The 13,219-nt window shown below is 62.4% G+C and carries 15 protein-coding genes; 7 read left to right on the top strand and 8 right to left on the bottom strand.

Annotated elements, in window-relative coordinates:
• Positions 1-7: 7 nt before the first annotated feature.
• From rluB to AB4O08_RS18530, 6 genes are all read right to left on the bottom strand, one after another.
• On the bottom strand, positions 8-1,219 hold the full coding sequence (gene rluB, locus AB4O08_RS18555; protein WP_010208149.1) for a 23S rRNA pseudouridine(2605) synthase RluB: 1,212 nt from the start codon (positions 1,217-1,219) through the stop codon (positions 8-10).
• Positions 1,220-1,363: 144 nt separating this feature from the next.
• On the bottom strand, positions 1,364-1,555 hold the full coding sequence (locus AB4O08_RS18550) for a DUF1289 domain-containing protein (protein WP_042571244.1): 192 nt from the start codon (positions 1,553-1,555) through the stop codon (positions 1,364-1,366).
• Between the two features lie 56 nt (positions 1,556-1,611).
• Positions 1,612-2,538: an SMC-Scp complex subunit ScpB gene (gene scpB / locus AB4O08_RS18545; protein ID WP_460114262.1), complete on the bottom strand. Its 927-nt coding sequence runs from the start codon at positions 2,536-2,538 to the stop codon at positions 1,612-1,614.
• Positions 2,539-2,550: 12 nt separating this feature from the next.
• The gene (locus AB4O08_RS18540) at positions 2,551-3,249 is read right to left on the bottom strand and encodes a segregation and condensation protein A (RefSeq protein WP_164365898.1); all 699 of its coding nucleotides are present in this window, start codon (positions 3,247-3,249) and stop codon (positions 2,551-2,553) included.
• A 120-nt stretch (positions 3,250-3,369) separates the two neighbouring features.
• Positions 3,370-3,999 carry an L-threonylcarbamoyladenylate synthase gene (locus AB4O08_RS18535; RefSeq protein WP_010208143.1) on the bottom strand — a complete coding sequence of 210 codons (630 nt, stop codon included), beginning with the start codon at positions 3,997-3,999 and terminating at the stop codon, positions 3,370-3,372.
• Between the two features lie 13 nt (positions 4,000-4,012).
• Complete coding sequence (locus AB4O08_RS18530) at positions 4,013-4,876, bottom strand: PHP domain-containing protein (protein WP_010208142.1); 864 nt, start codon at positions 4,874-4,876, stop codon at positions 4,013-4,015.
• Between the two features lie 87 nt (positions 4,877-4,963).
• On the opposite strand from AB4O08_RS18530, the gene AB4O08_RS18525 reads away from it, so the two are divergent.
• The 7 genes from AB4O08_RS18525 (at position 4,964) to AB4O08_RS18495 (ending at position 10,587) form a co-directional block, all read left to right on the top strand.
• Positions 4,964-5,560, top strand: coding sequence for a septation protein A (locus AB4O08_RS18525; protein ID WP_010208141.1), 597 nt, complete (start codon positions 4,964-4,966; stop codon positions 5,558-5,560).
• Position 5,561: 1 nt separating this feature from the next.
• Positions 5,562-5,861 (top strand): YciI family protein, encoded by a 300-nt coding sequence (locus AB4O08_RS18520; RefSeq protein ID WP_010208140.1) that lies wholly within the window; start codon positions 5,562-5,564, stop codon positions 5,859-5,861.
• A gap of 106 nt (positions 5,862-5,967) precedes the next feature.
• Complete coding sequence (locus tag AB4O08_RS18515; RefSeq protein ID WP_010208139.1) at positions 5,968-6,375, top strand: translation initiation factor 2; 408 nt, start codon at positions 5,968-5,970, stop codon at positions 6,373-6,375.
• A gap of 7 nt (positions 6,376-6,382) precedes the next feature.
• Positions 6,383-7,060: a response regulator transcription factor gene (locus tag AB4O08_RS18510; RefSeq protein WP_003193803.1), complete on the top strand. Its 678-nt coding sequence runs from the start codon at positions 6,383-6,385 to the stop codon at positions 7,058-7,060.
• 263 nt (positions 7,061-7,323) lie between these two features.
• Positions 7,324-7,788 carry an LTXXQ domain protein gene (locus tag AB4O08_RS18505; protein WP_045791687.1) on the top strand — a complete coding sequence of 155 codons (465 nt, stop codon included), beginning with the start codon at positions 7,324-7,326 and terminating at the stop codon, positions 7,786-7,788.
• Between the two features lie 68 nt (positions 7,789-7,856).
• Positions 7,857-9,200: a sensor histidine kinase gene (locus tag AB4O08_RS18500; protein ID WP_137206231.1), complete on the top strand. Its 1,344-nt coding sequence runs from the start codon at positions 7,857-7,859 to the stop codon at positions 9,198-9,200.
• Positions 9,201-9,237: 37 nt separating this feature from the next.
• On the top strand, positions 9,238-10,587 hold the full coding sequence (locus tag AB4O08_RS18495; protein ID WP_460114261.1) for a CoA transferase: 1,350 nt from the start codon (positions 9,238-9,240) through the stop codon (positions 10,585-10,587).
• A 115-nt stretch (positions 10,588-10,702) separates the two neighbouring features.
• On the opposite strand, the gene AB4O08_RS18490 is transcribed toward AB4O08_RS18495, so the two are convergent.
• Positions 10,703-11,566 carry a DNA-3-methyladenine glycosylase family protein gene (locus AB4O08_RS18490; protein ID WP_010208135.1) on the bottom strand — a complete coding sequence of 288 codons (864 nt, stop codon included), beginning with the start codon at positions 11,564-11,566 and terminating at the stop codon, positions 10,703-10,705.
• A complete protein-coding gene (gene arcD, locus AB4O08_RS18485) occupies positions 11,563-12,990 on the bottom strand; it encodes an arginine-ornithine antiporter (RefSeq protein WP_010208134.1) in 1,428 nt (475 codons plus the stop codon). Before arcD ends, AB4O08_RS18490 begins: the two co-directional genes overlap by 4 nt.
• Between the last annotated feature and the right edge of the window lie 229 nt (positions 12,991-13,219).

The following is a 13,219-nucleotide window of genomic DNA, read 5'->3' as shown; positions in this document are numbered from 1 at the left end:
TACGGTATCACTGCGGCTTCTTGCGACCAAAACCAGGACGCTGACCCGAACCGGCCGGGGCGCCACGGCGCTTGCCCGACGGCTCATCCGCGACCAGTTTCGGGCCAGGGCGTTTGTTCGCCGCCGGCTTGGCTGGACGCTTGGTGCTGGCATTGTCAGCCGGGCGATCGGCTTCACCACGGTTGCTACGACCACCCGCCGGGGCAGGACGCGGCGCACGTGGCGCACGCTCGCCTTCCTGACGTGACGGCGCGGTTGGGCGACGCTCACCTTCGATCTGCGGCTCACGGGAGATACGACCACCGGTCGCCGGAGCATTCAGCGCCGGGCGCAGAGTGCGGGCAACACGCTCGGTGCGCGCCACAGGGCGCGACGATTTGCGCTGCATACGCTCAAGCTTGTCTTTGCTCTTGGCGTTCATCTGCGGCATCGCGACCGGCGTCAGGCCGACTTCGGCGCTGAGGATGTCGACTTCGTACTGGCTCATTTCGCGCCAGCGGCCCATCGGCAGGTCGGAGTTCAGGAACACCGGGCCGAAACGCACGCGCTTCAGGCGGCTGACCACCAGGCCCTGGGATTCCCACAGGCGACGAACCTCACGGTTACGACCTTCCATCACCACGCAGTGGTACCAGTGGTTGAAACCTTCGCCGCCTGGTGCCTGCTTGATGTCGGTGAACTTGGCCGGGCCGTCTTCCAGCACCACGCCCGCCTTGAGGCGCTCGATCATCTCGTCATCGACTTCGCCACGCACACGCACGGCGTATTCGCGGTCCATTTCGTAGGACGGGTGCATCAGGCGGTTGGCCAGTTCACCGTCGGTGGTGAACATCAGCAAACCGGTGGTGTTGATGTCGAGACGGCCGATGTTGATCCAACGGCCTTCTTTGGGCTTGGGCATCTTGTCGAACACGGTCGGACGGCCTTCCGGGTCGTCACGGGTGCAGATCTCGCCATCGGGCTTGTTGTACATGATCACGCGGCGCACCGATTCGGCAGCCTCTTCACGCTTGATGACCTTGCCATCAATGGTGATTGCATCGTGCAGGTCGACGCGCTGGCCGAGCGTGGCCTCGACGCCGTTGACCTTGATGCGCTTCTGGGTGATCCAGGCTTCGACGTCGCGGCGCGAGCCCACGCCGATACGCGCCAGCACCTTTTGCAGTTTTTCGCCTGCTGGGCCGATTTCCTGGCTGTCGTTCTGGTCTTTGTCGTTCATCTTAAGCACCTCCCGGTGGGTCGATTCAGGCGTGGCCTGAAGAGTCTTGAAAGCGGGGCTTTGGCCGAATACATCGGCAAAGGGTCGCGAATCATACGCGCATGGCGCGCGTTGCGCATCAGAGAGTAGTCGATAAGACCCAAGTCATTTGCTTTTCCGCCGACCGGTGGCGCCCAGGGCCAGCAATCGCAGCTCGGCTTCGGCCAAGACGGTGCGCTTATCAACCTTGTCGAGTTTCTTCCAGGCACGGATTTCGCGCTTGCTGCGGCCACAGCCGAGGCAGATGTCGTCGCTGAATTTGCAGACGCTGATGCAAGGGTCTTTGGTTGAACTCATATGATTTCTCCCTGGCAACAATAATCAAATGTGGGAGCGGTGGCTGGTGGATCGCGTCAGTCTTCGAACTGGCGGCGCTCGGCCTCAATGGCTTCGGCCAGGGCCCGGGCTTCGTCTTCTTCGTCGCTCAGCGGCGGCTGTTCGAGGGCGGCGACGGCGGCCAGGAGTTTTTCCCGGGCTTCGGCCACGCCGAGGATGTCTTCCTCGGGCTCGGGCTCGGGCTCGGGCTCTACGTCCACGTTCACTTGGGTTTCAGGCTCCGCCGCGCCATCACGCAACAAGTCGTCGAAGTCGGTCTTGATGCCCTGTTCCATGTCGTCCAGTTCCAGCAACAGCGTATGGAAACTGGTCTCGTCCTTGGGTTCTTCCGGCTCGGCGGTAGCATCGGCCATTTCCTGCAGGCTGGCCGGGACCGGGGCGTCGTCGAAGTCGAGCACCGGCTCGGCCTCCATTTCGCGCAGTTCGGCGAGCGGCGGCAGGTCGTCGAGATTCTTCAGGTTGAAGTGGTCGAGGAACACCTTGGTGGTGGCGAACATTGCCGGTTTACCGGGCACGTCGCGGTAGCCGACGATACGGATCCACTCGCGCTCCAGCAGGGTCTTGACGATATGGCTGTTGACCGCCACGCCACGCACATCTTCGATCTCGCCCCGGGTGATCGGCTGACGATAGGCGATCAGCGCCATGGTCTCCAGCATCGCCCGCGAATAGCGCTGCGGGCGTTCTTCCCACAAGCGGCCGACCCACGGGGAAAACTTCTCACGGATCTGCAGGCGATAACCCGATGCCACTTCGCGCAACTCAAAGGCGCGACCGTCGCAGGATTTGCGCAGAATCTCCAGCGCCTTCTTGAATACCGGCGGCTCGGGGCGCTCGGCTTCTTCAAAGAGTTCGAACAGGCGCTCCAGGGATTGCGGTTTGCCCGAGGCCAGGAGAAACGCCTCCAGCAGCGGCGCCAGTTCGCGGGGTTCAGTCAGATTCATCGATTCAGCTCTTTATTCGGCTCGCGCCCGCACGTGGATAGCCGCAAAAGGCTCATTCTGGACCAGCTCGACCAAGGACTCCTTGACCAATTCGAGGATCGCCATAAAAGTCACCACCACCCCCAGGCGCCCTTCTTCGGCGGTGAACAGCTCGACGAACGGCACGAACCCGCCACCCTTGAGGCGCTCCAGCACGTCGCTCATGCGCTCGCGGGTGGACAGCGCCTCACGGCTGACCTGGTGGCTTTCAAACATATCGCCACGGCGCAGCACCTCGGCCATGGACATCAACAATTCTTCCAAGCTCACGTCGGGCAACAGTTTGCGCGCGCGGGCTTCGGGGGCGTCGAGCTTGGGCACTACCACGTCGCGCCCCACGCGGCTCAGGCCATCAATACCTTCGGCAGCGGCCTTGAAACGCTCGTATTCCTGCAGCCGGCGGATCAGTTCGGCGCGCGGATCGTCTTCCTCGGCTTCCACCGTTTCCGAGCGCGGCAGCAACATGCGCGACTTGATCTCGGCGAGCATGGCGGCCATCACCAGGTACTCGGCGGCCAGTTCCAGGCGTACCGACTGCATCAGCTCGACATAGCCCATGTACTGCCGAGTGATTTCCGCCACCGGGATGTCGAGGATATTGATGTTCTGTTTGCGGATCAGGTACAGCAGCAAGTCCAGCGGGCCTTCGAAGGCTTCAAGGAAGACTTCCAGGGCGTCCGGCGGAATGTACAAGTCCAGCGGCATCTCCATGACCGCCTGGCCATACACCATGGCAAACGGCAGTTCCTGCTGGGCGCCCGCCTGGGGGTCAACGGTTTCCACGGCTGACATTCAGGCCTCGACCATGAACGGCGCCGGGTCGCCGCAACCCACGCGGATCACTTCGGGTTCGCCGTCGGCCAGGTTGATCACGGTGGAGGCCTTGTTGCCGCCGTAGCCGCCGTCGATGATCAGGTCGACCTGCTTTTCCAGCAATTGACGCATTTCGTATGGGTCGTACAGCGGCTCGGTTTCACCGGGCAGGATCAGCGACACGCTCATCAGCGGCTCACCCAACTCGGCCAGCAGCGCCAGGGCGATAGGGTGTTCCGGCACCCGCAGGCCGATGGTGCGCTTCTTTGGGTGCAGCAACAGGCGCGGCACTTCGCGGGTGGCATTGAGAATAAAGGTGTAGGGCCCTGGTGTGTGGGCCTTGAGCAGGCGGAAGGTGCCGGTGTCGACCTTGGCGAACAGCCCAAGCTGGGACAGGTCGCTGCAGATCAGCGCAAAGTTGTGCTTGTCGTCCAGCTGGCGCAGGCGCCGTACACGCTCGACCGCGCCCTTGTCGCCGATCTGGCAACCAATGGCGTAGGACGAGTCAGTCGGATAGATCACCACGCCGCCGGCACGAATGATCTCGACGGCCTGTTTGATCAGGCGCGCCTGGGGGTTTTCCGGATGAATCTGGAAGAATTGACTCACGTGTTCTACCTGTTCAGACGGTGGCAATAATGGGGTCATGCTTGAATCGCCCCGACAAAAGCGGCAGGTCTTCAGGTACCTGGCGATACTCGCCAATTTCGGACCACCCACCTGGGCCATGAAAGTCACTGCCGGCGCTGACCAGCAGACCAAATTCGCGAGCAAGAATCGCCAGGCTGCCGACCTGCTCGGCAGGTTGATGCCCGTTGACCACTTCAATCGCGTGGCCGCCCGCTCCAATATAGTCGCTGATCAGCTTGCGGCGCTTGCTGCGGGTGAAATCGTAATGCCAGGGATGCGCCAGGCTGACCCAGGCGCCGGAGGCCCGCAAGGTCCCGACGGTGTCTTCCAGGGTCGGCCAGTGTTGCTTCACATCCCCCAACTTGCCCGCGCCCAGCCATTTACGGAAGGCTTCGGCGCGGTCTTTGACAAAACCTTCCCGCACCATCCAGTCAGCAAAGTGCGGCCGGGCCGGTGCATTACCACTGTCACCCAGGTCCTGCTGGATGGCGCGGGCGCCTTCCAGGGCGCCGGGCATGCCTTTAAGGCTGAGCTTGCGGCTTATTTCTTCGGACCGCAGCCAGCGGCCATCGTGCAAATCGGCGATGGCCTGCACCAGCGGCGGGGCTTGCTGATCAAAACCATAGCCGAGCACATGAATGGTGGCGCCGCCCCAGGTGCAGGACAATTCCACGCCATTGACCAGTTGCATGCCCAATGAATGGGCGGCTTCGCGGGCTTCGTCGAGGCCTTCGAGGGTGTCGTGGTCGGTCAAGGACAGGACTCGCACGCCTTTTTCAAACGCCCGCGCAACCAGTACCGCGGGCGCCAAGGCGCCGTCGGAGGCCGTGCTGTGGCAGTGCAAATCAACATTCACGGGGATGTGTAACCTCAAGTCAGCTGGCGCTTTCGCTACCAAGGATGTTTGTTATTATGCCGCCACATCCAGCTTCTGGCTCTTACTGTGAAACAATTCATCGACTTCATCCCGCTGTTGCTGTTTTTCATCGTTACCAAACTCGACCCCAGGGTCATCGAAATCGCCGGTCATGAGCTGTCGTTCGGGGGCATCTACAGCGCCACCGCCGTCCTGATCATCAGCTCCATCGTTGTCTACGGCGCCATCTTCATCTCCCAGCGCAAGCTGGAAAAAAGCCAATGGCTCACCCTGGTCGCGTGCCTGGTCTTCGGCGGCCTGACCCTGGCGTTTCACAGCGAAACCTTCCTCAAATGGAAAGCGCCGGTGGTGAACTGGCTGTTCGCGCTGGTGTTTATCGGCAGCCACTTTATCGGTGATCGCCTGCTGATCAAACGGATCATGGGCCATGCGCTGACCCTGCCGGACCCGGTGTGGACACGCTTGAACGTAGCCTGGATCGTGTTCTTCCTGTTCTGTGGCGCCGCCAACCTGTTCGTGGCCTTTACCTTCCAGGACTACTGGGTCGATTTCAAAGTGTTCGGCAGCCTGGCCATGACCGTGTTGTTCCTGGTGGGCCAGGGCATCTACCTGTCGCGCCACTTGCATGACGTCGCCCCTACCACGCCTAAAACCGAGGACTGACATGCTCTACGCCATCATTGCCACCGACGTGGCCAACTCGCTGGAAAAACGCCTGAGCGTACGCCCGGCCCATGTCGAGCGCCTCAAGCAGCTGCAGGCCGAAGGCCGAATCGTGCTGGCCGGCCCGCACCCTGCGGTAGACAGCAACGACCCAGGCGAGGCCGGTTTCACCGGAAGCCTGATCGTCGCCGAGTTCGCCTCCCTGGCCGATGCCCAGGCCTGGGCCAAGGCTGATCCTTATGTGGCAGCCGGGGTTTACGCTGACGTTGTGATCAAGCCATTCAAGCAAGTCCTGCCTTGATAACGGCCGCGCCGAGCCTAATCGGTTCGGCGTACTCCTAATTGCTCATTATTCTCGGTAACCTGCCGACAACATTCTGAATATTCGTGTGGAATCAGGAGTTCCGATGCGCTTACGTCAGTTGTGTCTGTTGGCAGTGGTAATGATCGGGGCTACGGCCCACGCTGAAGAAACCTCGAACACCGGCAGCTCCACGCCCCTGTCCTTGAGCGCCGGCGCCCAGATCACCGAGTTGCAGCAACGTTTGAAAGAAAGCGAACGCCAGCGCGAAGAACTGAGCAAGCAGTTGCAAAGTGCCGACGCTAGCCGTGAAAGCACTCAATTGAGTCGCCTTCGCCAAGAGAACCAACGCCTGGCCCAGCAACTCAAAGAGACACAGGGCGGCGCCTTGACCCGCTGGCTGACTGAGCAACAACAGTGGTTCGTCACCGGCGGGGCCGTCGCACTGATCGCCCTGCTGTGCGGGATCTTCGCCAGCGGTGGGCACCGTCGCCGTCGACAATGGCTAAATTGAGTGAGTCATGAGCGAGCTGTTACTGATAGATGATGACCAGGAGCTCTGTGAGCTGCTGACCAGTTGGTTGAGCCAGGAAGGCTTCCAGGTGCGCGCCTGCCATGATGGCTTGAGCGCCCGCAAAGCCTTGGCCGACAGCGCTCCGGCAGCGGTGGTGCTCGACGTGATGCTGCCTGACGGCAGCGGGCTTGAGCTGCTCAAGCAATTGCGCAACGACCACCCGGAGCTGCCGGTGCTGATGCTCTCGGCCCGAGGCGAACCGCTGGACCGCATCCTCGGCCTGGAACTGGGCGCGGATGATTACCTGGCCAAGCCCTGCGACCCGCGCGAGCTGACCGCCCGCCTGCGTGCCGTATTGCGCCGCAGCCATCCGGCCGCCGTGTCGACCCAGCTCGAATTGGGCGACCTGTGCTTCAGCCCGGTGCGCGGCGTGGTCAGCATCGACGAGCAGGAATTCGCCCTCACCGTCTCCGAAAGCCGCCTGCTGGAAGCCTTGCTGCGCCAGCCCGGCGAACCGCTGGACAAGCAGGAACTGGCGCAGATCGCCCTGGGCCGCAAGCTGACCCTGTACGATCGCAGCCTGGACATGCACGTCAGCAACCTGCGCAAAAAGATCGGCCCGCACCCGGATGGCCGGCCACGGATCGTGGCGTTGCGCAGCCGCGGCTACTACTACAGCCTCTAAGCGCTACGCCGATCCGAACCCTGTGGGAGCTGCCGAGCTTTAGCGAGGCAGCGACAGGATCGACTCGGTGTGCCTGTGGTACCGAGTCGTCTGCACCGCAGGCAACCCAGCTCCCACAGGGGATACGCTCGGCGCTGATAGTTTTGTCAGTTACCGACAAATCCCTCTTTACCGAAGCTTTACCCACACCTGACCGCCGCTGACCTTGATCTCCGTAATCTACTCACATCCGGACTCACCGGAATAGAGACAGGAGAATCACCATGCGCAAGACCCTTATCGCTTTGATGTTCGCCGCTGCCCTGCCCACCGTTGCCATGGCGGCAATGCCTGAAGGCCCAGGCCCGATGGGCGAACCTTCCGGCCACATGATGGGTGGCCCGGGCCACGGCGGTGAACACGGTCCGCGTGGCAAAGGCGGCCCGTTCAGCCAACTGGACCTGAGCAAGGAACAGCGCCAGCAGATCGGCAAGTTGATGGGTGACCAATGGCACGCCCGCAAAGACCTGACCAAGAAGTACCTGGACAAACTGCCAGCCGCTGACCAGAAAGCCATGCAGGACGAGATCGCCGCCGGCAAGCAGAAAACCCAGGCGGACATCCGTGCGGTCCTCAAGCCTGACCAGCAGAAGAAGTTCGACGAAATCGTCAAGCAGCAGGAACAGCGTCGCGCCGAATGGAAGGAATTCCAGGCCTGGAAAGCGCAACAGCCGCAAAAAGCGCAATAATGCTCCCGCGTTAACACTCCCAGCCCAGTGGCCCCCGCCGCTGGGCTTTTCCTGTTTGAGGGTTTCCTGTGCGTTCATTGTTCTGGCGCATCCTGGCCAGTTTCTGGCTGGCCATCGCCTTGGTTGCCGGGTTGTCGATCCTGCTTGGGCATATGCTCAATCAAGATGCCTGGATTCTCAGCCGTCACCCCGGCCTCAATAACCTGGCCGAAGAGTGGACCCAGCTCTACGAAGCCCAGGGCGAGGACGCGGCCCAGGACCTGCTGCAACAGCGCAAACGCCAGTATCACATCGACGTGCAAGTGCTGAATGAAAGCGGCGAGCCGGTGGTACGCGGCACCTTCCCGCGCCGCGCCGCTGCCTTCGAAGCGCGCCAGAATGACAGCCAGGACGGCCACCTGCCCTGGCGTCGCCTGACCGCCGAGTACACCAGCGAAAAGACCGGCGACACTTACTTGCTGATCTATCGCATCCCCCACCCGGAACTCGACGCCTGGCACCGCAGCAGCCTTTTGTGGCCGTTGAGCGCGCTGGCGATTGCCTTGGTGGTGCTGACCCTGTTCAGCCTGCTGGTGACACTGTCCATCACTCGCCCCCTCAGCCGTTTGCGCGGCGCGGTGCATGACCTCGGCCAGGCCACCTACCAGCAGAACAGCCTGGCGCGCCTGGCCAATCGCCGCGATGAATTCGGCGTGCTGGCCACCGACTTCAACCGCATGGGCGCCCGCCTGCAAAGCCTGATTGGCAGCCAGCGCCAATTGCTGCGTGATGTCTCCCACGAATTGCGCTCGCCCCTCGCGCGCCTGCGTATTGCCCTGGCGCTGGCCGAACGCGCCAGCCCCGAAGAGCGGGAAAGACTCTGGCCGCGCCTGACCCGCGAATGCGACCGGTTGGAAGCCTTGATCAGTGAAATCCTGGTACTGGCCCGTGTTGATGCCGATAACGCCAGCGCCGAAGAGGTCGAGCTCACTGCCTTGCTCAAAACCTTGCAAAAGGACGCCCAACTCGGCGCACCGGACCAGGTAGTGCAACTGAACGCCGAAACCGACCTGCACCTGAAGGGCTGGCCGACCATGATCGAACGCGCGGTGGATAACCTGCTGCGCAATGCCCAGCGCTTCAATCCCCAGGGCCAGCCGATTGAACTGCAGGCGCAGCGTCAGGGTGATCGGATCCTGATCAGCGTACGCGACCACGGCCCCGGCGTTGAGGCCGAACACTTGAGCCAGCTGGGCGAGCCCTTCTATCGCGCCCCCGGCCAGACCGCACAAGGCCACGGCCTGGGCCTGGCGATTGCACGTCGCGCCGCCGAACGTCATGGCGGCAGCCTGATTCTGGCCAACCACCCAGGCGGCGGCTTTGTCGCCAGCATCGACCTGCCACTGGAACCCGGGGTTGTCACACCGGCCTGATCTTCTATAGTGACCCTTCTCTTGAGGAGGGCCTTTGATGACTGACCTGCTGACTCCCATCCAAGCCGCACTTGATCTGCCACAAACGCCGCTGACCTTTACCGAAGCTGGCGCCCTGCCCTCGATCTTCGCCGTGACCGACCTGGCCAGCGCCAGCATCGGCGCCGCCGGCCAAGCCGTCTCCCAGTTGATCCAGCAACAGACCGGGCGCCTGCCCAGCGTCAGTGTGGACCGGCGCCTCGCGTCTTTCTGGTTCTCCTCCTCGATTCGCCCGACAGGTTGGGAGGTCCCACCGCTGTGGGACCCGGTGGCCGGCGACTACGCCAGCGCCGATGGCTGGATTCGCCTGCACACCAACGCGCCCCATCACCGCGCGGCCGCCGAGCGGGTACTGGGCAAAGCCGCCGACCGCATCGAGATGGCGGCCTATGTGGCCAAATGGAAAGCAGCTGAGCTGGAGCAGGCGATTGTCGACGAGGGTGGTTGCGCGGCGCAGATGCGTTCGTGGCAGGCCTGGCAGTCGCATCCCCAAGGGCTGGCAGTGAATGCCGAGGCGCTGGTGCAGCGCCGGACCGATGAAGCCACCTGCGTTAAACCCTGGCTCGGCTCAGTGGCGCGGCCGTTGGCGGGCATCAAGGTACTGGACCTGACCCGCGTGCTGGCCGGCCCCGTGGCCAGTCGCTTTCTTGCGGGCCTGGGCGCGGACGTGCTGCGCATCGACTCGCCCACCTGGAGCGAACCCGGCGTAGTGCCGGAAATGACCCTGGGCAAACGCTGCGCCCGCCTGGACTTGAAGAGCCCCGAAGGCCGGCAGGTGTTCGAAAACCTGCTCAAGGACGCCGACATCCTGTTCCACGGCTACCGCGCCGACGCCCTGGAGCAATTGGGCTACACCGCCAGCGCCCTGCCGACCCTCGCCCCCGGCCTGATCGACGTGAGCCTCAACGCCTACGGCTGGAGCGGCCCATGGCGTAATCGCCGGGGTTTCGACAGTTTGGTGCAGATGAGCAGCGGCATTGCCGACGCAGGCATGGCCTGGAAACAGGTGGACAAACCGGTGCCGCTGCCGTTGCAGGCCCTGGATCACGCCACCGGTTACTTGATGGCGGCCAGTGCGATTCAGGCCTTGAGCGAACGCTTGAAGTCGGGGCGCGGCGGTTCGGCACGGTTGTCGCTGGCGCGCACGGCGAAGTTGTTGGTGGAGACGGGACAGGTGCCGGAGCAGCCGGCGTTGCGTGCCGAGGAATTGAGCGATCAGGGTTTGGTGGTGGAGCAAACAGCCTGGGGCCAGGCGCACCGATTGCTTGCGCCAGTAACCATCAGCGGCACACCGTTGCAGTGGGATTTACCGGCTGGGGAATTGGGGTCGCACCGGGCACAGTGGTGAGCTGAAATCCGCTATTGCCGGCAAGCCAGCTCCCACATTCGACCGCATTCCAAAGGATGCACTCGGTCAAAATGTGGGAGCGGGCTTGCTCGCGAAGAGGCCAGTACAGACACTATCAATCTGACCGTTGCAACGACGTCCACAAATGCTGCGCCGCATACGCCCTCAACGGTCGCCACGCCTCGGCCCGCATCAGCAACTGCCGCGCCGACACCGGCCCGCCCTCCAGCGCCGCCAGCGCATTGATCAACCCGATATCCCCCGACGCGAACGCATCCGCCTCGCGCATCTGGCGCATGGCGATGTACTGCGCGGTCCAGTCGCCAATCCCCGCCAACGCCACCAGCCTTGCGACGCCCTCCTTGAGACTGGCCTTGGGTTCGAACACCTCAGGATCATCCAGCAACGCCTGGGCCACGCCCGACAACGTACGCCCGCGCGCCTTGGGCATCCCCAGGGTGGCGAGGTCGGCCGCCGCCAAGACGTCCGGCGTGGGGAACACGTGGGTGATACCGGCATACGGCGTTGCCAGCGGCTGACCGTATTGCGCAACTAGTTTGCCTGCCAGACGAATCGCGGCCACCACGGTGATTTGCTGGCCCAGCACTGCTCGGATCGCCAGCTCCAAGCCATCCCAGGTGCCTGGTACGCGCAAGCCCGGCCGCGCCGCAACCAGTTGCGCCATCAACGGGTCAGTCGCCAGTTGCGGGTTGATCCGTTGCGGCTGGGCGTCCAGGTCAAACATCTTGCGCAAGCGCCGTTGGATCTCGGGCAAGGCCGCCTTGTCCGCAAAGCCCACCGCAACGTCCAGCCAATCACCCGCCCCCGGCGCAACGCTGATCCAGCCATGCTGCCCGCCGACGCTGATGCTGCGCCGATACACGCCAGCCTCCACGGTCTCCATCCCAGTGATCGCCCGCGCCGACAAAAAACCCAACATCGCTGCCCAGTCATACGGCGGCTGATACGCCAGTCTCACAACGACAACACTCCGCTATACAACCCATACGCCGCCAGCCCAGCGCCGGCGATCACGCAGCTGAAAATGCCTTTTTCCACGTGGGTAAACAGGGGCTGGTCCTGCTCACGCTTGGCCAGGGCAAACAGGATCACGCCAGGTGCATACAACAGCGCAGACAGCAGCAGGTACTTCAAGCCACCGGCGTAGAGCAGCCACACCGCGTAGCCGAGGGCAATCAGGCCCACCAGCAAGTCCTTGATGCGCTGGCCATGGGCACCCTGGTAGGTTTCGCCGCGCCCGCTCAACAGCACCGCATAGGCCGCCGACCACAGGTACGGGACCAGGATCATCGATGAGGCGAGGTAAATCAGGGTGGTGTAGGTGCTGTGGGAAAACAGGGTGATCACCAGGAAGACCTGGATCATGACATTGGTCAGCCATAACGCGTTGACCGGCACCTGGTTGGCGTTTTCCTTTTTCAAAAAGGCCGGCATGGTCTTGTCATGGGCCGTGGCGTAGAGGATTTCCGCGCACAGCAATGCCCAGGACAGCAAGGCGCCGAGCAGCGATACCGCCAGGCCGATGCTGATCGCCATCGCGCCCCAGGGGCCGACGATGTGTTCCAGCACACCTGCCAGCGACGGGTTCTGCAGTTGTGCGAGCTGCGGCTGGCTCATGATGCCCAGCGACAGCACATTCACCAGCACCAGCAACGCCAGCACGCCCAGAAAGCCGATCACCGTGGCGCGACCCACGTCCGAGCGCTTCTCGGCCCGCGCCGAATAGACACTGGCGCCCTCGATACCGATAAACACAAACACGGTGACCAGCATCATGTTGCGCACCTGGTCCACCACATTGCCCATATTCGGGTTGCCCACGCCCCAGATATCACGGGTGAAGATCTCGGCCTTGAAGGCCACGCCGGCAATCACGATAAACATCAGCAGCGGCACGATCTTGGCCACGGTGGTGATCTGATTGATAAACGCGGCCTCCTTGATCCCACGCAGCACCAGGAAATGCACGGCCCACAGCAGCAAGGACGCGCAGCCGATGGCCACCGGCGTGTTGCCTTGACCGAATATCGGAAAAAAATAACCGAGGGTGCTGAACAGCAACACGAAGTAACCCACGTTGCCCATCCAGGCGCTGATCCAGTAACCCCAGGCCGAGGAGAAACCCATGTAATCGCCGAAGCCCGCCTTGGCATAGGCATACACGCCCGAGTCCAATTCGGGCTTGCGGTTGGCCAGGGTCTGGAACACAAAGGCCAGGGTCAACATGCCCACGGCGGTGATCGCCCAACCGATCAGCACCGCGCCTACCTCGGCTCGCGCGGCCATATTCTGCGGCAACGAGAAAATCCCCCCACCGATCATCGACCCCACTACCAGGGCGATCAGGGCACTGAGCCGAAGTTTCTGGGCGGGTTGGGACATGAACACTCCTGAATGAATAAAAAGTTTTAGCCGACAACTGTGCACTCAACTAATTAACCCAGCGAGTGTAGCGTTTATTAGAGACTGCGATAAAAACACCGCGCTAATACCCCAAGGGCATGACAGTTTATCGGGTTTAGGCTTATTTAGAATTTAAATACGACGAATACTCTGTCGCTTCTTAGTTCCTTATCGTCGCCTTTATGAAAAGTTTGCACATTCGGGAAAA

The organism is Pseudomonas sp. H3_E07 (assembly GCF_054668895.1).
The sequence above is the reverse complement of the archived record's forward strand: the minus strand, read 5'-3'. Positions and strand labels throughout refer to the sequence as shown.

Excerpts from the sequence above, each read along its gene's own strand:
- rluB (WP_010208149.1), bottom strand. The coding sequence starts at position 1,219 with ATGAACGACAAAGACCAGAACGACAGCCAGGAAATCGGCCCAGCAGGC.
- AB4O08_RS18550 (WP_042571244.1), bottom strand. The coding sequence starts at position 1,555 with ATGAGTTCAACCAAAGACCCTTGCATCAGCGTCTGCAAATTCAGCGAC.
- scpB (WP_460114262.1), bottom strand. The coding sequence starts at position 2,538 with ATGAATCTGACTGAACCCCGCGAACTGGCGCCGCTGCTGGAGGCGTTT.
- AB4O08_RS18520 (WP_010208140.1), top strand. The coding sequence starts at position 5,562 with ATGCTCTACGCCATCATTGCCACCGACGTGGCCAACTCGCTGGAAAAA.
- AB4O08_RS18515 (WP_010208139.1), top strand. The coding sequence starts at position 5,968 with ATGCGCTTACGTCAGTTGTGTCTGTTGGCAGTGGTAATGATCGGGGCT.
- AB4O08_RS18510 (WP_003193803.1), top strand. The coding sequence starts at position 6,383 with ATGAGCGAGCTGTTACTGATAGATGATGACCAGGAGCTCTGTGAGCTG.
- AB4O08_RS18505 (WP_045791687.1), top strand. The coding sequence starts at position 7,324 with ATGCGCAAGACCCTTATCGCTTTGATGTTCGCCGCTGCCCTGCCCACC.
- AB4O08_RS18495 (WP_460114261.1), top strand. The coding sequence starts at position 9,238 with ATGACTGACCTGCTGACTCCCATCCAAGCCGCACTTGATCTGCCACAA.
- arcD (WP_010208134.1), bottom strand. The coding sequence starts at position 12,990 with ATGTCCCAACCCGCCCAGAAACTTCGGCTCAGTGCCCTGATCGCCCTG.